This is a genomic window from Agreia pratensis (assembly GCF_900177685.1).
GTDB classification, from domain to species: Bacteria; Actinomycetota; Actinomycetes; order Actinomycetales; family Microbacteriaceae; genus Agreia; species Agreia pratensis.
This window is the reverse complement of the sequence record NZ_FXAY01000003.1, coordinates 438,553-458,548: the sequence shown is the minus strand read 5'-3', so window position 1 is coordinate 458,548 and position 19,996 is coordinate 438,553. Positions and strand designations below refer to the sequence as shown.

The 19,996-nt window shown below is 64.2% G+C and carries 17 protein-coding genes and 1 tRNA gene; 5 read left to right on the top strand and 13 right to left on the bottom strand.

Going from position 1 to position 19,996, the window contains the following annotated elements; translation table 11 throughout:
* Both uvrA and uvrB read right to left on the bottom strand, forming a co-directional pair.
* On the bottom strand, positions 1–2,868 hold the full coding sequence (uvrA, locus tag B9Y86_RS11750; RefSeq protein WP_085486149.1) for an excinuclease ABC subunit UvrA: 2,868 nt from the start codon (positions 2,866–2,868) through the stop codon (positions 1–3).
* 148 nt (positions 2,869–3,016) lie between these two features.
* A complete protein-coding gene (gene uvrB / locus B9Y86_RS11745; RefSeq protein ID WP_085486147.1) occupies positions 3,017–5,086 on the bottom strand; it encodes an excinuclease ABC subunit UvrB in 2,070 nt (689 codons plus the stop codon).
* Between the two features lie 80 nt (positions 5,087–5,166).
* Between uvrB and B9Y86_RS11740 the strand changes: the two genes are divergently transcribed.
* Positions 5,167–6,195 (top strand): 6-phosphofructokinase, encoded by a 1,029-nt coding sequence (locus tag B9Y86_RS11740; protein ID WP_085486145.1) that lies wholly within the window; start codon positions 5,167–5,169, stop codon positions 6,193–6,195.
* 16 nt (positions 6,196–6,211) lie between these two features.
* Here the strand turns inward: B9Y86_RS11740 and coaE are convergent, their stop codons facing one another.
* The 4 genes from coaE to B9Y86_RS11720 form a co-directional block, all read right to left on the bottom strand.
* Entirely contained in the window at positions 6,212–6,835 is a 624-nt protein-coding gene (coaE, locus tag B9Y86_RS11735; RefSeq protein ID WP_085486143.1) for a dephospho-CoA kinase, read from the bottom strand.
* 80 nt (positions 6,836–6,915) lie between these two features.
* The gene (gene rpsA / locus B9Y86_RS11730; protein WP_085486141.1) at positions 6,916–8,370 is read right to left on the bottom strand and encodes a 30S ribosomal protein S1; all 1,455 of its coding nucleotides are present in this window, start codon (positions 8,368–8,370) and stop codon (positions 6,916–6,918) included.
* A 159-nt stretch (positions 8,371–8,529) separates the two neighbouring features.
* Positions 8,530–9,453, bottom strand: a complete 924-nt coding sequence (locus B9Y86_RS11725; RefSeq protein ID WP_085486383.1) for a thioredoxin domain-containing protein — start codon at positions 9,451–9,453, stop codon at positions 8,530–8,532.
* A complete protein-coding gene (locus B9Y86_RS11720; protein ID WP_085486139.1) occupies positions 9,450–11,132 on the bottom strand; it encodes a DUF885 domain-containing protein in 1,683 nt (560 codons plus the stop codon). The genes B9Y86_RS11725 and B9Y86_RS11720 overlap by 4 nt, the downstream gene beginning before the upstream one ends.
* A 168-nt stretch (positions 11,133–11,300) precedes the next feature.
* Between B9Y86_RS11720 and B9Y86_RS17350 the strand changes: the two genes are divergently transcribed.
* Positions 11,301–11,603, top strand: coding sequence for a hypothetical protein (locus B9Y86_RS17350; protein ID WP_139824869.1), 303 nt, complete (start codon positions 11,301–11,303; stop codon positions 11,601–11,603).
* Between the two features lie 154 nt (positions 11,604–11,757).
* Here B9Y86_RS17350 and polA read toward each other — a convergent pair whose 3' ends face one another.
* A complete protein-coding gene (gene polA / locus B9Y86_RS11710; protein ID WP_085486135.1) occupies positions 11,758–14,448 on the bottom strand; it encodes a DNA polymerase I in 2,691 nt (896 codons plus the stop codon).
* A 59-nt stretch (positions 14,449–14,507) separates the two neighbouring features.
* Here polA and B9Y86_RS11705 point away from each other — a divergent pair, with 59 nt between their 5' ends.
* A complete protein-coding gene (locus tag B9Y86_RS11705; protein ID WP_085486133.1) occupies positions 14,508–14,927 on the top strand; it encodes a PaaI family thioesterase in 420 nt (139 codons plus the stop codon).
* Position 14,928: 1 nt separating this feature from the next.
* Here the strand turns inward: B9Y86_RS11705 and B9Y86_RS11700 are convergent, their stop codons facing one another.
* Entirely contained in the window at positions 14,929–15,279 is a 351-nt protein-coding gene (locus B9Y86_RS11700) for a hypothetical protein (protein ID WP_139824868.1), read from the bottom strand.
* 143 nt (positions 15,280–15,422) lie between these two features.
* Complete coding sequence (locus B9Y86_RS11695; protein WP_055781364.1) at positions 15,423–16,028, bottom strand: ANTAR domain-containing response regulator; 606 nt, start codon at positions 16,026–16,028, stop codon at positions 15,423–15,425.
* Between the two features lie 40 nt (positions 16,029–16,068).
* Here B9Y86_RS11695 and B9Y86_RS11690 point away from each other — a divergent pair.
* Positions 16,069–16,151 (top strand) — tRNA-Leu (locus tag B9Y86_RS11690).
* Positions 16,152–16,252: 101 nt separating this feature from the next.
* The gene (locus tag B9Y86_RS11685; RefSeq protein WP_055928744.1) at positions 16,253–16,375 is read left to right on the top strand and encodes a ribosomal protein bL36; all 123 of its coding nucleotides are present in this window, start codon (positions 16,253–16,255) and stop codon (positions 16,373–16,375) included.
* 77 nt (positions 16,376–16,452) lie between these two features.
* Here the strand turns inward: B9Y86_RS11685 and B9Y86_RS11680 are convergent, their stop codons facing one another.
* The 4 genes from B9Y86_RS11680 to pyk all read right to left on the bottom strand — a co-directional run bounded on the left by B9Y86_RS11680 (position 16,453) and on the right by pyk (position 19,976).
* Positions 16,453–17,178 (bottom strand): hypothetical protein, encoded by a 726-nt coding sequence (locus B9Y86_RS11680; protein ID WP_139824867.1) that lies wholly within the window; start codon positions 17,176–17,178, stop codon positions 16,453–16,455.
* A 31-nt stretch (positions 17,179–17,209) separates the two neighbouring features.
* Positions 17,210–18,094, bottom strand: a complete 885-nt coding sequence (locus B9Y86_RS11675) for an FHA domain-containing protein (protein ID WP_085486129.1) — start codon at positions 18,092–18,094, stop codon at positions 17,210–17,212.
* Positions 18,095–18,099: 5 nt separating this feature from the next.
* Complete coding sequence (locus B9Y86_RS11670; protein ID WP_085486127.1) at positions 18,100–18,387, bottom strand: hypothetical protein; 288 nt, start codon at positions 18,385–18,387, stop codon at positions 18,100–18,102.
* A 149-nt stretch (positions 18,388–18,536) separates the two neighbouring features.
* Positions 18,537–19,976, bottom strand: coding sequence for a pyruvate kinase (gene pyk / locus B9Y86_RS11665; RefSeq protein ID WP_085486125.1), 1,440 nt, complete (start codon positions 19,974–19,976; stop codon positions 18,537–18,539).
* Between the last annotated feature and the right edge of the window lie 20 nt (positions 19,977–19,996).

Here is a 19,996-nt window from a genome sequence, read left to right as displayed (position 1 = left end):
CTACTTCGCCTCGAGGATCTCCTTGAGGAAGAAACCGGTGTGGCTCTTCTTCACCTTCGCGAGCTGCTCCGGCGTTCCGGTGGCCAGAATGCGGCCGCCGCCCGCGCCTCCTTCGGGCCCGATGTCGATGAGCCAGTCTGCACTCTTGATGACATCGAGGTTGTGCTCGATCACGATGACCGTGTTGCCCTTGTCGACCAGGCTGCCGAGAACGAGGAGGAGCTTGCGCACGTCTTCGAAGTGCAGACCCGTGGTGGGCTCGTCGAGCACGTAGACCGTACGCCCGTTGGAGCGCTTCTGCAGCTCGGTCGCGAGCTTCACGCGTTGCGCCTCGCCTCCTGACAGTGTCGTCGCGCTCTGCCCGAGCCGCACGTAGCCGAGGCCGACATCGACGAGGGTCTTGAGGAACCGGTGGATGGCACCGATCGGCTCGAAGAACTCCGCCGCCTCGGCGATGGGCATGTCGAGAACCTCGGAGATGCTCTTGCCCTTGTAGTGCACGCTGAGGGTGTCGCGGTTGTAGCGCGCTCCCCCGCAGACCTCGCACTTGACGTAGACGTCGGGAAGGAAGTTCATCTCGATCTTGATCGTTCCATCGCCCGAGCAGGCCTCGCAGCGGCCGCCCTTGACGTTGAAGCTGAACCGGCCGGCCAGGTAGCCGCGCGCCTTCGCCTCGGCCGTGTCGGCGAAGAGATTGCGGATGCGATCGAAGACGCCGGTGTAGGTCGCCGGGTTCGAGCGCGGGGTGCGGCCGATGGGGTTCTGATCGACGTGCACGACCTTGTCGAGGTTCTCGAGCCCGGTCACGCGCTTGTGCTTGCCCGGGATCTTGCGTGCCCCGTTGAGCTTGTTGGCGAGCACGCGATAGAGGATGTCATTCACCAACGACGATTTGCCCGAGCCGGAGACGCCCGTGACGGCGACGAAGGTTCCGAGCGGGAAGTCGACCGTCACCTTGCGCAGGTTGTTCGCCTCGGCATCGACGACGGTGATGAGGCGATCGGGGTCGACGGGCCGCCGGGTCGCGGGCACCTCGATCTCTTTGCGCCCGGAGAGGTAGTCGCCCGTGAGTGACTGCGTGTTCGCGAGGAGTGCATCGTATGACCCGGAGTGCACGACCTTGCCGCCGTTGACTCCGGCGCCCGGGCCGATGTCGACGATCCAGTCGGCGGTGCGGATGGTGTCTTCGTCGTGTTCGACGACGATGAGCGTGTTTCCGAGGTCGCGAAGCTTGACCAGCGTCTCGATGAGTCGGCGGTTGTCTCGCTGATGTAGGCCGATCGACGGCTCGTCGAGAACGTAGAGCACGCCCGTGAGCCCGGATCCGATCTGGGTGGCGAGCCGGATGCGCTGGGCCTCTCCACCGGAGAGCGACGCGGCGGCCCTGGCCAGGTTGAGATAGTTGAGCCCGACTTGGATCAGGAAGTCGAGGCGAAGCCTGATCTCGCGCAGTACCTGGGCTGCGATCGCTGCCTCGCGGTCGGTGAGAACCACGTCGTGCATGAATTCCTGGGCGTCGGTCAGAGAGATGTCGGTGACGTCGGCGATGCTGCGGCCGTTCACCGTGACGGCCAGGACTTCGGGCTTCAGCCGCTTTCCGTTGCAGACGGGGCAAGGGATCTCGCGGAGGAATTCAGACCAGCGTGCGCGCTGGGTATCGGTCTCGGCCTGGAGGAACTGCCGCTCGATGTACGGGACGACGCCCTCGAAACCCGAGGAGTAGCTCACCTCGCGGCCGTACCGGTTCTTCCACCGGACCTTGACCTCGAAGTTGTTGCCGCGGAGGACGGCGTTCTGCACCTCGTCGCTCAGTTCTCCCCATGGGGTCTTGAGTGAGAAGTCGAGGTCGCGCGACAGGCCGTGCAGCAGCTTCTCGTAGTAGCTGAAGAGACCCTTGCCCTGTGTGGTCCAGGGCACGATGACGCCCTCGGCGATGCTGAGATCCGGGTCGCCGAGGAGGAGGTCGGAGTCGACCGACATGCGCGTGCCGAGCCCGGAGCACTCGGGGCACGCACCGAACGGAGCGTTGAACGAGAAAGTGCGCGGTTCGATCTCGGTGAGGGCGATGGGGTGGTTGTTGGGGCACGAGAGCTTCTCGGAGAACGTCTGCCAGGCATCCGGGCCCTCGGAGTCGACGTAGTTGATCTGCACCAGCCCATCGGTGAGGCGCAGAGCCGTCTCGAGGGAGTCGGTGAGACGACTCAGGATGTCGGGGCCGGCTACCAGACGGTCGACGACGACCGAGATGTCGTGTTTGATCTGCTTCTTGAGCTTGGGCGGGTCGTTCAGCTGCACGACCTCGCCGTCGACGAGGGCGCGCGAGTAACCGCCGGCGGCCAGCTCTTTGAAGAGGTCGACGAACTCGCCCTTCTTCTGCGAGACGACCGGGCTGGCGACCTGGTAGCGGATGCCGTCTTCGAGCTCCATGAGTTGGTCGGCGATCTGCTGAACGGTCTGTGATTTGATCTGCTCGCCGCAGATCGGGCAGTGCGGGATGCCGATGCGCGCCCAGAGCAGTCGCATGTAGTCGTAGATCTCGGTGATCGTGCCGACGGTCGACCGAGGGTTGCGGTTGGTCGACTTCTGATCGATCGACACGGCGGGGCTGAGCCCCTCGATGAAGTCGACATCGGGCCGGTCGACCTGCCCGAGGAACTGTCTGGCGTATGCCGATAGCGACTCGACGTAGCGACGCTGCCCCTCGGCGAAGATCGTGTCGAAGGCCAGAGATGACTTGCCCGAGCCGGAAAGCCCGGTGAAGACGACAAGCGAATCCCGAGGGATCTCGAGGTTCACGTCTTGCAGGTTGTGGACACGGGCGCCGTGGACGCTGAGGACGTTGGAGGAATCTACCTTCGAAACTGACACCTCGAAAGTCTATGTGCGGCCACCGACACTCGGTCCCTGTTCCGCTGACGGCGTGCGGACTCGAGCGACTGTGCTACGCCTCGAGGAGGAGCAGGGTGCTCGACACCCGCGCCACCGTGCGCCCCTCTCGAGTCGGTCACCTCGCCGCTTACGACAGGTGCCCCGCCGCCGACATCTGCCGGAGTTCTTTCTTGAGGTCGCCCAGCTCGTCGCGCAGCCGTGCCGCGAGTTCGAACTTCAGTTCGCCGGCGGCCTGCAGCATCTGCTCGTTGAGGTCGGCGATGATGGCCTCGAGCTGGTTGGCACCCTCTGCGGCTATGCCCTCGCGGCGCAGGTTGGGGGTGGGCGACTTCTTCTTGGAGTTGTCGCGACCGGCCAGGAGCTGCGCCGTGTCGGCCCCTTCTCGTGCCAGCACCTCTGTGATGTCTGCGATGCGCTTGCGCAACGGTGTGGGGTCGATGCCGTGCTCGGTGTTGTAGGCGACCTGCAGCTCTCGGCGGCGCGTGGTCTCGCTGATGGCGAAGGCCATGGAGTCGGTCACCTTGTCGGCGTACATGATGACCTGACCGGACACGTTTCTCGCGGCCCGCCCGATGGTCTGGATGAGAGACGTCGACGATCGGAGGAAACCCTCCTTGTCGGCGTCGAGGATGGCGACAAGCGACACCTCGGGCAAGTCGAGCCCCTCGCGCAGCAGGTTGATGCCCACGAGCACGTCGTAAAGGCCGGCGCGCAGCTCGGTGAGCAGTTCGACGCGGCGCAGGGTATCGACATCGGCGTGCAGGTAGCGCACCTTCACCCCGTGCTCGCCCAAGAAGTCGGTGAGTTCCTCCGCCATCTTCTTGGTGAGCGTGGTGACGAGAACGCGTTCGTCTCTGCTGGCACGCAACCGGATCTCTTCGAGCAGGTCGTCGATCTGCCCGGTGGAGGTCTTGATCACGATCTCGGGGTCGATCAGTCCCGTCGGGCGGATGATCTGTTCGACGACGCCGTCGGCGATGCCCATCTCGTATTTGCCCGGAGTTGCCGAGAGATACACCGTCTGGCCGACTCTCTCCTTGAATTCCGGCCACTTGAGCGGTCGGTTGTCTAGTGCGCTCGGCAGACGGAATCCGTGGTCTACGAGGGTGCGCTTGCGCGACGAATCGCCCTCGTACATGGCACCGATCTGGGGAACGGTGACGTGCGACTCGTCGATGACCACGAGAAAGTCGTCGGGGAAATAGTCGAGGAGGCAATGGGGGGCGGCGCCGGGCGGCCGGACGTCCATATGCCAGGAATAGTTCTCGATGCCGGAACAGAACCCGATCTGCTGCATCATCTCGAGATCGAAGGTGGTGCGCATGCGCAGGCGCTGGGCCTCGAGAAGCTTGCCCTCTTTCTCGAGCTGGCCGACACGCAGTTCGAGTTCGTCTTGAATCGTGCCGATGGCGCGTTGCATCACATCTGTGTCGGTGACGTAGTGCGACCCAGGAAAGACCGAGACGGAGTCGAGCTTGCGCACGATGTCGCCGGTGAGCGGGTGCAGGCTGTAGAGAGCCTCGATCTCGTCGCCGAACATCTCGATGCGAATGGCGAGCTCTTCGTACTGGGGAATGATCTCGATCGTGTCGCCGCGCACACGGAAGTTGCCGCGCGAGAAGTCGATGTCGTTGCGGTTGTACTGCATAGAGACGAACTTGCGTATCAGCCAGTCTCTGTCGATGCGCTGGCCGACCTGCAACGCGATCATGGCGTTCATGTACTGCTCGGGCGTGCCGAGGCCGTAGATGCAGGAGACCGTCGACACCACGACGACGTCGCGGCGGCTGAGCAGCGAGTTCGTTGTCGAGTGGCGCAGGCGTTCGACCTCCGAGTTGATCGAGCTGTCTTTTTCGATGAACGTGTCAGTCTGGGGAACGTAGGCCTCGGGCTGGTAGTAGTCGTAGTACGAGACGAAGTACTCGACGGCGTTGTTCGGCATGAGTTCGCGGAACTCGTTGGCGAGCTGGGCTGCCAGAGTCTTGTTGTGCGCGAGCACCAGGGTGGGCCGTTGCACCGCTTCGATCAACCACGCCGTCGTAGCCGACTTACCCGTTCCTGTAGCACCGAGGAGAACGACGTCGGTCTCGCCGGCGTTGATTCGGGCCGTCAGCTCGGCGATCGCGGTGGGCTGGTCGCCGCTTGGGGTGTAATCGCTGACTACTTCGAAGGGGTGGACGGAGCGGGTGGGTTCCATGCAATAAGTTTAGGTCGGGGTAGTGACACTGGTCCCTGCCTGGCAGTGGAAACGGATTTCTTTCGAACAGGAGCGGCGCCATGCGCATCGGCATTCTCACCTCGGGCGGCGACTGTCCCGGACTCAACGCGGTCATCCGCGGGGCCGTTCTCAAGGGAACGGAGATCAACGGCCAGGAGTTCGTCGGTTTCAGAGACGGCTGGAGGGGTGTCGTCAACGCCGACATCATGGAGCTCACTCGCCACAACATCCGCGGCATCGCCAAGCAGGGCGGCACGATCCTCGGAACGAGCCGCACCAATCCCTTCGAGGGTGAGAACGGCGGGCCGGAGAACATCGCCGCCAACATGGAGCGCCACGGAATCGATGCGATCATGGCGATCGGCGGTGAGGGCACTCTCGCTGCGGCGAAGCGCCTGACCGACGCCGGTCTCAAGATCGTCGGCGTACCGAAGACGGTCGACAACGATCTCGACGCCACCGACTACACCTTCGGTTTCGATACCGCAGTGCAGATCGCCACCGACGCCATGGACCGTCTGCGTACGACCGGGGAGTCGCACAGTCGATGCATGGTCGCCGAAGTGATGGGTCGCCATGTGGGCTGGATTGCGCTGCACTCGGGTATGGCGGCGGGCGCACACGCCATCCTGATTCCCGAGCAGAAGACCAGTGTCGAGCAGATGTGCGAGTGGGTGCAGAGCGCCTATGACCGCGGTCGCGCTCCCCTGGTCGTCGTGGCAGAGGGCTTTATGCCCGACAGCATGGACGACCCGCATTCCGAGCGGGGTCTGGATGCCTTCGGCCGGCCGCGCCTCGGAGGCATCGGCGAACGTATCGCCCCGCTCATCGAATCGATCACAGGAATCGAGACTCGAGCGACGACCCTCGGCCATATCCAGCGCGGCGGTGTGCCGAGCGCCTACGACCGGGTTCTCGCTACGCGTCTCGGCATGGCTGCCAGTGACATCATCGGCGACGGTGCCTGGGGCCAGATGGTCGCCCTGAAGGGTACCGAGATCGTCACGGTCGGTTTCGCCGAGGCCCTGGGCAAACTCAAGACTGTTCCGCAGCATCGTTACGACGAGGCCGCGCTGCTCTTCGGCTAGGCGTGAAGGGTTCGTATCAGGAGACGCGGGCCCTGTCCTGGGCGCGCGCCGACAGGTCCGCCCACAGTGCGTCGACCTGATCGAGGGTGTGCTGGAGCGAGCCCGACGTGTCGATGACGACGTCGGCGACCGCGCGCCGCTCGTCATCGCTGGCCTGTGCGGAGATGCGTCGTTCGGCCTCGGCTCGAGGCATGCCCCGGTGCGTGAGGAGACGACTGATGCGCGTCTCGACCGGCGCCTCGCAGACGACGATCAGGTCGAACTGCAGTTCTCTGCGGGCCTCGACGAGAAGAGGAACGTCGTAGACGACGACGGCAGCGGGATCCGCTGCTTCGGCCGCGGCTATCAGCTCTGCGGTGCGCGCATGCACCCTGGGATGGACGATGGCCTCGAGCCGGCCCCGAGCATCCGGATCGGCGAAGACGATTGCTCCCAACGCGGCACGGTCGAGCGAACCGTCGTCAGCGAGCACCCCGGCGCCGAACTCGGCTGCGACGGCCTCGAGCCCCGAGGTGGACGGCTCGACGACCTCGCGGGAGATGGCATCCGCGTCGACGTGCACCGCACCGTGGTCGACGAGCCGCCGGGCCACAGTGGATTTTCCTGATGCTATTCCGCCGGTGAGGCCCACGATGAACATGGCTCCATGATATCGACGGCGGCGTCGACGGGTTAACGACGGAACGGCCGCCCCGAAGGGCGGCCGTTCTGTTGTGCAACTTAGGAGTTGCTGCTCGACAGCTTCTCGCGAAGCGCGGCGAGAGTCTCGTCGTCGGCAAGGGTGCCGGCTCCGGTCGACTCGCTGGAGAAGGTCGATCCGGCGCTGGCGCCGGTTCCTTCTGCGACCTCGGCATTGCTCGTGGCAACCTGCTTCTTGTGGGCCTCCCAGCGAGCCTGGGCAGCAGCGTAGTCCTGCTCCCACTTCTCGCGCTGGGTCTCGAAGCCCTCGCGCCACTCGTTGGTCTCCGGGTCGAAGCCCTCGGGGAACTTGTAGTTGCCCTGGTCGTCGTACTCGGTGAGCATTCCGTAGAGCGCCGGGTCGAACTCGGTACCCTCGGGGTCGACGCCCTCGTTGGCCTGCTTGAGGCTCAGCGAGATTCGGCGACGCTCGAGGTCGATGTCGATGACCTTGACGAAGACCTCGTCGCCGACCGACACGACCTGCTCGGCGAGCTCGACGTGCTTGCCCGACAGCTCGGAGATGTGCACGAGTCCCTCGATGCCCTCTGCGACGCGAACGAATGCGCCGAAGGGAACGAGCTTCGTGACCTTACCCGGAGCAACCTGGCCGATTGCGTGGGTACGGGCGAAGACCTGCCACGGGTCTTCCTGCGTCGCCTTGAGCGACAGGGAGACACGCTCGCGGTCGAGGTCGACCTCGAGGATCTCGACGGTGACCTCCTGGCCGACCTCGACGACCTCTGAGGCGTGCTCGATGTGCTTCCAGCTGAGTTCGGAGACGTGAACCAGTCCGTCGACTCCACCCAGATCGACGAACGCACCGAAGTTGACGATCGACGAGACGACGCCCTTGCGGACCTGTCCCTTCTGGAGGTTGTTGAGGAACGTGGTGCGGCTCTCGGACTGCGTCTGCTCGAGCAGGGCGCGGCGCGACAGAACGACGTTGTTGCGGTTCTTGTCGAGCTCGAGGATCTTCGCCTCGATCTCCTGGCCCAGGTAGGGCGTGAGGTCGCGCACGCGACGAAGCTCGATGAGCGACGCGGGCAGGAAGCCTCGGAGTCCGATGTCGACGATGAGTCCACCCTTGACGACCTCGATGACCGAACCGGTGACAACACCGTCGGCGTCCTTGATCTTCTCGACGTCTCCCCACGCACGCTCGTACTGAGCGCGCTTCTTGGAGAGGATCAGGCGGCCTTCTTTGTCTTCTTTCTGAAGAACGAGGGCCTCTACCAGATCGCCGACCTGGACGACCTCGGTGGGGTCGACGTCGTGCTTGATGGAAAGCTCACGCGAGGGGATGACACCCTCGGTCTTGTACCCGACGTCGAGGAGAACCTCGTCGCGGTCGATCTTCACAACGGTGCCCTCGATGAGGTCTCCGTCGTTGAAGAACTTCAGTGTCTTTTCGACCGCGGCAAGAAAGTCTTCTGCCGAGCCAATGTCGTTGATGGCGACCTGCTTGGCTACTCTGTCGGTCGTTGCGATTGTCATAAAAGTAAATGCTCCAGGATGGACATATATCAGGCCGACGACAGACGAGTTCGATGTTTCGAGCAGGACTGCTCTGCCGACGGCGAGCGGATGGGATGGCACAAAACGTGCCAAGTCATTCTAGCCCCGAAGATCGGTGCGCGGCAACACTTCTGACGGCTACTTGGCGCCGGGCAAAACGACGTCCGCGAATTCCTTGGCGTCGGTCAGGCTGCCTTCGTACTGCACGCCGTCGACGATCACGGTCGGGGTGCCCGAGATGTGCTCGAGGTCGGAATCGGGCACAGGCTCGTTCAGCGCGCGCTCCGTGGCCTCCGTCACCCATCCGATGAACTCGCCCGAGTTGATGCAGTCGGTCACACCGGTGCCGTCTACCGCGCCGGCCTTGCTCGCCAGGTCGATCAGCTCGGTGTCGCTCAGCCCCTCCGTGTTCTCTTGGGGCTGGTTCTCGAACAGGAGCGCGCTGAATTTCTCGAACGCGTCGGGCGCTGTGTCGGCGACGCAAGCGGCCGCATTGGCGGCTCGGGTCGAATACTTCGTTCCGAGAGAGGCGCGGTCGAGAATCGAGATCGGATGGACCTCGAGGACCACCTTGCCCGAGTCGACCCACGTGGAGAGCTGCTCGGCATTCGTCGATTCGAATTCGCCGCAGAACGGGCAGAAGTAGTCGACGTAGGTGACGACCCGAACAGCGTCGTCTCCCCCCTCTCCGATCACGATGCCGTCACCGGAACTGCCGGCCGGTGCGCTCGAGGAGCCACGCGGGTCTGACGGAGAGCCGCCCGATGATGATCGACTGACCGACGAGAAGACGCTGGCCAGTACGAGAACGGCGGCGACGATCACGGCGATCACCACCAGCAGTGACCCCCCGAGCACCCACGGCCAGACCGGCCGACGCGCCGGTGTCGATGCTGCCGTGGTGACCGATGCTGCCGCAGCGACCGGGCCTGCGGGGTGAGCAGGAGCGACCGTGGTCGGCGGAGCATCGCGGTACAGCTCGCTCCACTGCTGGCCGTCCCACCATCGCTCTCTGGTCGAGTTCTCTTCGGGATACCACCCGGGCGGCGGCGTGTTGGTCATCGGGATACTCCGTCTTTCAGCAGGAACTTCTGGAGAGTGTCGAGTCCGACGCCTCCGAGATCGAGGGCGCGGCGGTGGAACTCCTTGGCGTCGTATGAGTCGCCCTGCTGTGCCCTGTAGTCGTCGCGCAGCCTCTCCCAGATGCGCTGTCCGACCTTGTACGACGGCGCTTGTCCAGGCCAGCCGAGGTAGCGGTTCACTTCGAAGCGAATGAAGGCGTCGTCCATGTTCACGTTTGCGCGCATGAATTCCAGCGCGTAGTCGGCGTCCCAGATGCCTTCGCCGTCGGGACGCTGCTTGCCGAGGTGCACCCCGATATCGAGAACCACTCGAGCAGCCCTCATCCTCTGGCCGTCGAGCATGCCCAGCCTGTCGGCCGGGTCGTCGAGGTAGCCGAGTTCCTCCATCAGCCGTTCGGCATAGAGAGCCCACCCCTCTGCGTGTCCCGACGTTCCCGCCAGCTGACGACGCCAGGTGTTGAGGGTGGCCCTGTTGTAGACGGCCTGGCCGATCTGCAGGTGGTGCCCGGGAACGCCCTCGTGATAGACGGTGGTCAGTTCGCGCCAGGTGTCGAACGTGGTGACTCCCGCGGGCACCGACCACCACATGCGTCCGGGCCGTGAGAAGTCGTCGGTGGGACCCGTGTAGTAGATACCGCCCTCGTCGGTCGGTGCGATCATGCACTCGAGGGCCCGAATCTCATCGGGGATGTCGAAATGACTTCGCGACAGCTCGTCGACCGCCCGGTCGCTCGTGGTCTGCATCCACTGCTTCAGAGCCGCTGTTCCGTGAAGTTTGCGCGAGTCGTCGGCATCGAGGTGAGCGATAGCCTCATGCACCGTCGCACCCGGCAGGATCTCCTGTGCGATCGCCTCCTGCTCGCGGGTCATGCGGGCGAGCTCTGCAAGGCCCCATTCGTAGGTCTCGTCGAGGTCGATCGTGGCGCCGAGGAACTCGCGTGACCGAAGCGTATAGATGTCGCGACCCACGGCGTCGATCGGGCTGGCCGCGGGCAGAAGCTCGGTCTCGAGAAAGTCGGCGAACCGTGAGTATCCACCGGCAGCGATCGAGGACGCCTGCTCGAGTGCTTGCGTTGCGGATCCTGCAGGAGCGGCGTGTGAGAGCGTTGTGAAGAAGCCGTCGTCGGATGCATTCTTGCGTGCCTGTGCGAGGACCTCGACGACCTGGCGCCGGGCGGGAACGATTGAGCGGGTGATTCCCTCTCGCAGGGTCTCGATATATCCGTCGAGCGTTTCAGGCACGGCACGGAGCCGCGTCTCGATGACCTGCCAATCCTCCGGCGTCTCGGACGGCATCAGATCGAAGGCCTCCCGGATGTCTTGGGACGGCGAGGCGATGACGTTGAGGTCTCGCAGATGCAGGCCGGCCTCTGCGCTCTCGACAGCGAGCTTTAGGGAGGCGCCGAGGTCGAGCTGCGTGACCCTGTCGACGTCGTCGACGGGCGCGGCTGCTGCCAGGCGGGCCTGGAATCGCAAAACCTCGGCCAGATAGCGCTCGTGGCCGGAGGGAGACAGGTCAGCGAAGCGGGAGTTCGCTTCGACTCGGCCGATGTACGTGCCAAGCGTGGGTTCGAGCCGCACCAGGGTGTCGACCCACTCCTCGGCGATCGAGTCGATCTCCGTTGGTGTTCGTGCGAGAGGCTGTGCGAGATCGGTCATGCATTCAGCCTAACGAGGACCTTCCGCAGCGTTCGCTACTGTCTGGACACGAATGGTCTCTCGGGTGGAACGTCGCCGGTCTGGGGACAGCCGCCGATGGGCCTCGCCGAGCACCGTCGCGTTGAAGAATGCATCGATCGAGTGCCGCGCCGCGTCTACGCTCGCGGCATGTGCGCCGTACCATCGGCCACACGTCATCAGGGGCGGCCCGTCGACTTCGTGAGCGAACCATCCGTGGGTGCCGGCGTTTGGTCCGTGCACCGACCGGATCTCGATGTCGTGCCGTGTCAGCCGAGCGTCGAAGACGGCGGCACGGGCATCGTCGAACGAGCGATAGATCAGGGCGCTTCGCCCGAGTTCGCGATTGTTGCTCGCCAGGAGTCGCCAGACGCAGACCGGCCCGTTCTGCGGATCGGCCAGACGATCGAGGGGCCGCTCGGACGGCGCGGTCAGCCGATCGCGAAACCGTGACCACGCACGAGGCATCGGGTCTGCGGCCGACGTGAAAGACGAGAATACGATGCTCGCCGCCGTTGTCACCTCGACATTCTCTGTGACTCGGATGTCGGGCTGGCGTCCTGGAGGTGTCCGAATGGTGTCGAGATTGTCTGAGTGCTACAGACGATCAGTGCGCGGCGTCGTTCCAGTTCGCGCCGCGACCGACCTGCACCTCTAGAGGAACTCTCAGCTCGGCAGCTGTGCTCATTCGCGTGGTCACGATCTCGGACAGCGTCTGCCACTCTCCGGGCGCCACATCGAAGACCAGTTCGTCGTGTACCTGAAGCAGCATGCGCGAGGAGAGCTGCTGCTCTTTCAGGTCTTTCGCGATATTGATCATGGCGATCTTGATGATGTCGGCGGCGGTGCCCTGAATCGGGGCGTTCAGTGCCGCCCGCTCATCGTTGTCTCGAAGCACCCTGTTGGCGCTGTTGAGGTTGGCGAATGGGCGACGACGGCCGAAGATCGTCTCGGTGTAGCCGTCTTCTTTGGCCTGCAGCACCACGTTGCGCAGAAAGTCGCGCACGGCGCCGAAGCGCTCGAAGTAGTCGGACATGAGCTTCTTGGCTTCGCTCGATTCGATGCGCAGCTGCTTCGACAGACCGAAGGCACTCAGCCCGTAGGCGAGGCCATAGGACATGGCCTTCACCTTGGTGCGCATGGCCGGCGTGACATCTTTGGGCTCGACGCCGAAGACGTGCGCGCCGACGAAGCGGTGCAGGTCTTCGCCCTCGGTGAAGGCGGTGATCAGGCCCTCGTCGCCGGAGAGATGGGCCATGATCCGCATCTCGATCTGCGAGTAGTCGGCGGTGAGAAGGGTCTCGAAGCCGTCGCCCACCTGAAAGGCGTGTCGGATGCGACGGCCCTCTTCGGCGCGCACGGGAATGTTCTGCAGGTTGGGGTCGGTCGACGAGATGCGACCGGTGCTCGATCCCGTCTGCACGTAGCGCGTGTGCACCCGACCGTCGGGAGCGATGGCCTTATCGACCGTCTCGATGATCTGGCGGAGCTTCGTGGCATCGCGGTGCTGCAGAAGAAGGCCGAGGAAGGGATGCGGGCTGGACGCCTGCAGATCGGCCAGGGCGCCAGCGTCGGTCGAGTAGCCCGTCTTGGTGGCACGCGTCTTGGGCATCGAGAGTCGATCGAAGAGCACCTCTTGGATCTGCTTCGGTGAGCCGAGATTGATCTCACCGCCGATGATCTCGTAGGCGTCGGTGGCGAGATCAGTAGCGGTGGAGGCCAGCTCCGACGACAGCTGCGCGAGCTCCTCGTGGCTCACCGTGATGCCGATGAGTTCCATATCGACAAGTGCCATCAGCGTGGGGATCTCGATGTCGCCGAGCACCCGCAGCGTTCGCTCGTCGAGCGACGACGTCTGGGCGGCCGCGACGCGGGCGATGTACCACGCCTGCGTTGCAGGGCCGACATCTGAATCGTCGTCGGGGACGAGCTGATTGGGGTCGGGGGTCGGCAGCACTTCGGCGAGGGTTCGGTCGACGAGTTCGGCGAGCGATCGATCTGCCGACGAGTCGGGACGCACCAGCCAGGCGGCAAGTGTCGTGTCGAAGCGCAGCCCGGACACGGAGAGGCCGGCGCGACGGAGAGTCTTGATCTGCTCTTTCGCTCCGTGCATGATCTTCGGCGAATCGCTCGCCAGCCACGTCTCGAGCGCCGAGTAGTCGAGGCTGCCCGCGCTCCACGGCGCGAACAGGCTTTCGGTGGCCGATGCGATGCCGAGGCCGATGGGCACGCCGCCCTGCTCTTCGACCGCAAGGGCGAGGCCTTCAGGATTGTTCTTCTGAGCTCGCGAGAGCCAGAGCTCGAGTTCTTCGTCGAGTACCGTCGCCGGAGTCGGCGCCGTGATGGTGGAGGGAACCGAATCCGGGCCCGCGGAGCCCTGCGCGGCCGACGCATCCGGAGCCGCACCCTGACCGTCGAGCTTGAGCACACGATCGAGGAGCGTGCGGAACTCGAGTCGGCCGAACACCTCGCGCAGAGCCTGCTCGTCGATGGGCTTGCGCTCGAGATCTGACGGACCGACCGGCAGCTCGACGTCGGTGAGCAGGTGATTGAGCTTTCGATTGCGCACGGCGTTCTCGTATTGCTCGCGCAACTTGTCGCCGACGACGCCCTTGATCTCGTCTCTGCGCTCGATGATCGCGTCGAGACTGCCGTATAGGTTGATCCACTTGGCGGCCGTCTTCGGACCGACCTTGTCGACTCCGATCAGGTTGTCGCTCGTCTCGCCCACGAGAGCGGCGATCTCGGGGTATTGGTGCGGCTGCACGCCGTACTTGTCGAAGACCTTCTCGGCGTCGTAGCGCGTGAGCTGTGACACGCCCATGGCGGAGGGGTAGAGCAGGGTGACGTCGGGGCGGATGAGCTGGATGCTGTCGCGGTCGCCTGAGACGACGAAGACGCGGTATCCCTGCTCTTCGCCCTGGCGCGCGAGCGTGGCCAGGATGTCGTCGGCTTCGTAGTCTTCTTTCGAGACCGTCGTGATGTTCATGGCGTGCAGAGCCTCTTCGAGCAGAGGGATCTGGCCCTTGAACTCTGGCGGAGTCTCGCCCCTGGTGCCCTTGTATTCGGGGTACTCGCGGGTGCGGAACGAATGCCGGGAGATGTCGAACGCCACCGCGATGTGGGTCGGCTTCTCTGCCTTCAGAAGGTTGATGAGCATGGCGATGAAACCGTGGATCGCGTTCGTGTGCTGCCCGTCGCGAGTCTGGAAACTGTCGACGGGAAGGGCGTAGAACGCCCTGAACGCGAGTGAATGGCCGTCGATGACGAGGAGGGTAGGCTTTTCTGAATCCGACACGACCCCCAGCCTACAAGTCACCTCCGACAGCGGCCGGGCCCCAGCATCCGAAGGCGACGATGACCGAAAACACTGTGGATGCGCTGGGCTGGATTCGCGACAGGGGTGCGGGCGAGCTGGCAGAGAAGATGGGCATCGAGTTCGTGGAATTCACACTCGAACGGGCCGTCGCCACCATGCCGGTCGAGGGCAACAGGCAGCCGGCGAATCTGCTTCACGGGGGTGCCTACGTCGTTCTCGGCGAGTCCCTCGGTTCGATGTCGGCGAACCTGCACGCCGGTCCCGACAGACTCGCAGTCGGTATCGAGATCAACGCCTCGCACACGCGATCGGCTCGCAGCGGCCTGGTGACCGCCGTCTGCACGCCCATCCATTTAGGACGCACGCTGACGACCCACGAGATCGCGATCGATGACGATCAGGGTCGACGCTGCTCGACGATCCGCATCACGAACATGATCATCGACAAGAAGAACTGAATCAGTTCGTGGTCATCGCCCGATAGAACTGAGCAACGCTGTCGGACTCCGCGTTGCGGAAGGCCTTGAAGACCTTGCCGATGGGGTTGCTGAGGTTCTGCGGAGGCAGCGAGACGAGCAGCGGGAAGCTCGCGTAGGCCTCGAGGGCTGTTCCGGCGCTGGTCGTCCATTTGCCGCCGGCGTGCCGGACCATGACCTCGCCGACGTAGCAGCCGAAGCCGAAGAGCGTTTCGGCGAACCGCTCCTCGGTGACACCCTGGGCCCGGAAGCCGCTGATCAGGCCATCGACCTGCTCGAGGCTGGCGACCGAATAGTCGAGCTCGACGCCGCTGACGGAGCGCGCCACCGACACGATGTCATGGGAGAACAATGCCGCGTTCGCGGGCAGCACCTCGTGCTTGAGCTTCAGAGTCGCCCGCCTGATCGGCCGCTCGGGTTCGACAGAGCCTTGAGCGCGTCGACGGAACGCCGAACCGTTGGACGACAGGGCCGGCTCTACTTCTTGGCGCTGAGCTGCTCGATGATCGCCAGCGCGACATCGTGCATGGTGAGGCGACGATCCATCGACGCCTTCTGGATCCATCGGAAGGCCTCTGGCTCGGTCAGGCCCATCTTCTCGTTGAGCAGGCCTTTGGCACGGTCGACGAGCTTACGGGTCTCGAAACGCTCGACCAGGTCGGCGACCTCTGCCTCGAGGGTGATGATCTGCGCGTAACGCGACAGGGCGATCTCGATGGCGGGCAGAAGATCGCTCGGCGTGAACGGCTTGACGACGTAGGCGAGTGCTCCGGCCTCTGTCGCGCGCTCGACCAGCTCTTTCTGGCTGAACGCGGTGAGGAGCACGACGGGCGCGATGTGGCCCTTGCTGAGACGCTCGGCGGCCGAGATGCCATCGAGCTGGGGCATCTTGACGTCCATGATCACCAGGTCGGGGCGCAGCTCGGTGGCGAGTGCGACGGCAGTCTCGCCGTCCCCTGCTTCACCGACGACCTCGAAACCGTTGTCACGGAGGATCTCGACGATATCGAGACGGATCAGCGATTCGTCTTCTGCAACGACTACGCGACGGGGCGCGACGGGGGTGGATTCTTGGTCTGACACCCTGCAAGCCTACGGTATTCTGATCGAAGCACGTGAACGAGCCGGTGTGGCGGAATGGCAGACGCGGCGCACTCAAAATGCGCTGTCCGTGAGGGCTTGTGGGTTCGAGTCCCACCACCGGTACTTTTCATCAGCATGTTCTGCCGTGACACGCGTGCGGCTCCTCCCTCCGGGAATAACGATCTACTGCGAGCGTTATACCTGCCAAAGGGAAGGAGTTCAGTATGAAGGTACGCAATTCACTGGGTTCGATGAAGAAGATGCAGGGTTCGCAGATTGTCAGGCGTAACGGGCGAACGCTCGTGATCAACAAGCTCAACCCCCGGTTCAAGTCGCGTCAGGGTTAACACCCGCAGCGAGCATGAGCTGAGCATTTCCAGCCCATCTGAGAGTGGCCCAGGCTTTTCGCCTGGGCCACTCTTTGTTATCGATCGCCGTGTGTGAAGAGCTGCGCGCGTCGACGAAACTCGGGCTCATCCTCGAAGGCTAGGACTGCCCGGGTCGTCATCGACAGTTCGAACTCGCTGAATCCGATATGCAGTTCGAGAAGGGACTCGGGCGGCTCGGCGCTGCGGGCGGTCATCACCCATTCGTCGTCGTGCCGCTCTAGTGCCTCCTCGGCGAATCCCTGGTGGTTCAGGGCAAGCGCCACGATCCGGGCGGCGAGGTAGCGGTCTTCGATGCTGGTGAGACCCGAGGTCGTTCGCCACGTGGCGGATCTCGCATCGCGGAGCAGACTCTCGCCTCCCCAGGCGTTCCACCTCAGCTCGAGAGCCTCGACATCCGTGTTCGCCCACCAGTGCACCCGGAACTCCGCCTCGAGTGCGCCTCGCACGCGCGACAGCACCTCGTCGGTGCGCGCGAGCACATCGTCGAGCCGGATGCCGGCGAGCACGTCTGCAGAATCGCCAGCGGTCAGGCCCGGGTAGGCGCTCCAGTCGAGATCGTCGGTGCGGGTCCTCCGGCCCAGCAGCCGCACGGCCCCGCCGGTGGCCCTGCGGATCTTCTCGGCGAGAGTCTCTCGACGAATGAGAGGCGGGCGATCCGTAGACGGAGGAACAGGAGACGTCGGCGTTCCGTAGACCGGTACCGACTCATCGACAGGGTCGCCGTCTGGCGTGCCGTAGGCGGGAATCGGATCGATCTCCACCTCGGTCGCCTCACTCGTCAGCACACTACTGTTACTGTTCTGCTCCCCCGTCGTGTCGTGCGCCCGGTCGAGGCGGCTGCGGCTTCTGCCGGGAGAGTTCTCCGCCCATCCTGCCACCGAACGGTCGCCCGTGATCGGCGAACTCGGCTCGGAAGTACCCCAGCCGCCAGGCGCCGAGTTCGATGCGCGCACCCGTGCGGAGTACGCGAGCGAGAGGACGACGCGGGGAATCCCGATCGAGAAGAGGGATGTCGCCCTCCGTCTCGGAGTTGAGACGCAGCGTGTACTCGTCGTCGTCTGTGTGCGTGATCGTGGCGTGAACTGGGTCGAGACCTTCTAGGCGCAGATCGGCGGACGGTCCTGAACCGATGACCGTCACGCCGTCGATGAGCTCGAACTCGCGTGGTGGTGAGCCGTCCCAGTTCTCGGAACCGATCACGAAGATCAATCGTGGTCGTCCCGATCCTGGTGCGGCGTGGGTCGTGGTCGGACGGAACCGGGCGCGTCGGTCGAATGTCGGCAACAGAGGCAGCAGCGTCGATGGAGGAAAGGCGATGCGGGTCGCAGTGTCGGTGCGGCGCGTCATCAGCGACGCGACGACGCTCGTCTTTCCCAGGCGGATATGCGGGGACCCCGAGGCGACCCGCTGTGCGACCGAGGTCTTCACGGCGCCCAGCTCCCCCACCATGCCCGCAGGTCCTGACAGCCGAATGGTCACGCCCCGTCGTGCAAGGCCGCCGGCAAGATCCCGGATGCGCGCGAGCGAGGCCCGCGTGCGGTCGACGAATGCTTCTGGGCGGGATACGAGAATCTCGATGGTGGATCCGGAAGCTGTGATCGAGCCTTCGATGGCGTTGTCCTCGCCGTCGGCGAGCTCGAACGTCAGGTCGATGTCGAAACGGATCGATGCTGCCATGATCGTCAGGGGCGGAGCGGGTCTGAGCCGGGCGCCTGGTCGTCGCTGGTCGTGATTCGCAGCGTGCCGTTGAACTTCCAGGTTGCTCTCGGAGCATCAGGTCCGATATCTCGTGGCACTTCGACGACCATGTCGACGAAGCTGTAATTGACCGCGGCGCCGCGGCCCGTGAGATACGACCACATCTCTCGACCGAGATCCGTCCAGTCGCCGATGGTCTTGCCTTCGGGGCCCGTAGATGCGTTAGACGGAGTTGCTCCGCCGTGAACTTCGTCGTTCGATGTGTCTGTCATGTGCCGACTTTATGCCGGGTAGATGATGGGCGACAGAGCTGAGGCCGACCATTGCCAGAAGCAAGGTCGAGGTGTATGGCCCGAACATCCGAAACGCCCCCTCCCGACGAATCGGGAGGGGGCGTTTCGGTGAAGCGGGGCCGTCAGCTCTAGACGACCTCGGACTTCGAGGGGCTGTGGGCCGACCCGACGACATGGATGCGCATATCGTTCGTCGTGCCCGACTTTCCGGGAGGGGAACCGCAGATGACGACGACCTTGTCGCCGACCTCTGCCAACTCCTTGCTGAGTAGCACCTCGTCGACCTGCACCATGAGCTGGTCGGTGTGCTTGACACGCTCGGTGAGGTAGGACTCGACGCCCCAGGTGAGGGCCATGCGGTTGCGGATGCCCTCTTCGGGAGTGAGACCGATCATCGGGATCTTCGAGCGTAGACGCGACATACGACGCACGGAGTCGCCCGACTCGGTGAAGACGACCACGAACTTCGCCTCGACGAAGTTGGCGACCTCTTCGGCGGCCAGCGTGACAGCGCCGCCCTGGGTGCGCGGCTTCGTGCCGAGCGCAGGAATGCGGTCGAGCCCGTGGACCTCGGTGGACTCGACGATGCGGGCCATGGTCTGCACGGTGATGACGGGGTACTCGCCGACACTCGTCTCGCCGCTGAGCATCACCGCGTCTGCGCCATCGAGCACAGCGTTCGCGACGTCAGAGGTCTCGGCGCGGGTGGGGATCGGGCTGGAGATCATCGACTCGAGCATCTGCGTGGCCACGATGACCGGCTTCGCCATGCGACGCGAGAGCTCGATGGCACGCTTCTGCACGATAGGCACAGCTTCGAGCGGAAGCTCGACACCCAGGTCTCCGCGAGCGACCATGATGCTGTCGAACGCGTCGATGATCTCTTCGAGGTTGTCGACGGCCTGCGGCTTCTCGATCTTGGCGATGACGGGAACACGGCGATTCTCTTCGGCCATGATCTCGTGCACGCGCTCGACGTCTTTCGCGTCGCGCACGAATGACAGGGCGATCAGGTCGGCTCCGAGCTTCAGGCCCCAACGCAGGTCGGCCTCGTCTTTTGCAGACAGAGCTGGCACGTTGACTGCGACGCCCGGGAGGTTGATTCCCTTGTTGTTCGACACGTTGCCCGCGACGATGACCTTGGTGGTGACGGTGCGGTCGTCTGATTCGACGACCTCGACCTTGACCTTGCCGTCGTCGATCAGCAGGAAGTCTCCCGGCTTCACGTCTTGCGGCAGGCCCTTGAACGTCGTGCCGGAGAGTTCTTTCGTTCCCAGCACATCGTCGATCGTGATGGTGAAGATGTCACCTTCGCTGAGGTAGTACGGGCCGCCTTCGAACTTTCCCAGGCGGATCTTGGGACCCTGCAGGTCGACGAGTACGGCGACGGCGCGACCGGAGTCGGCCGCGGCCTTGCGCACGGTGGCGTAGATGCCCTCGTGCACGTCATAGGTGCCGTGGCTCAGGTTCATGCGGCAGACGTCGACGCCCGCGTCGATGATCGCCCGGATGTCTTCGTAGCTGGAGGTTGCCGGGCCGAGGGTGGCGACGATTTTTGCGCGTCTCATCGTGTAGTGGTACTCCGTGT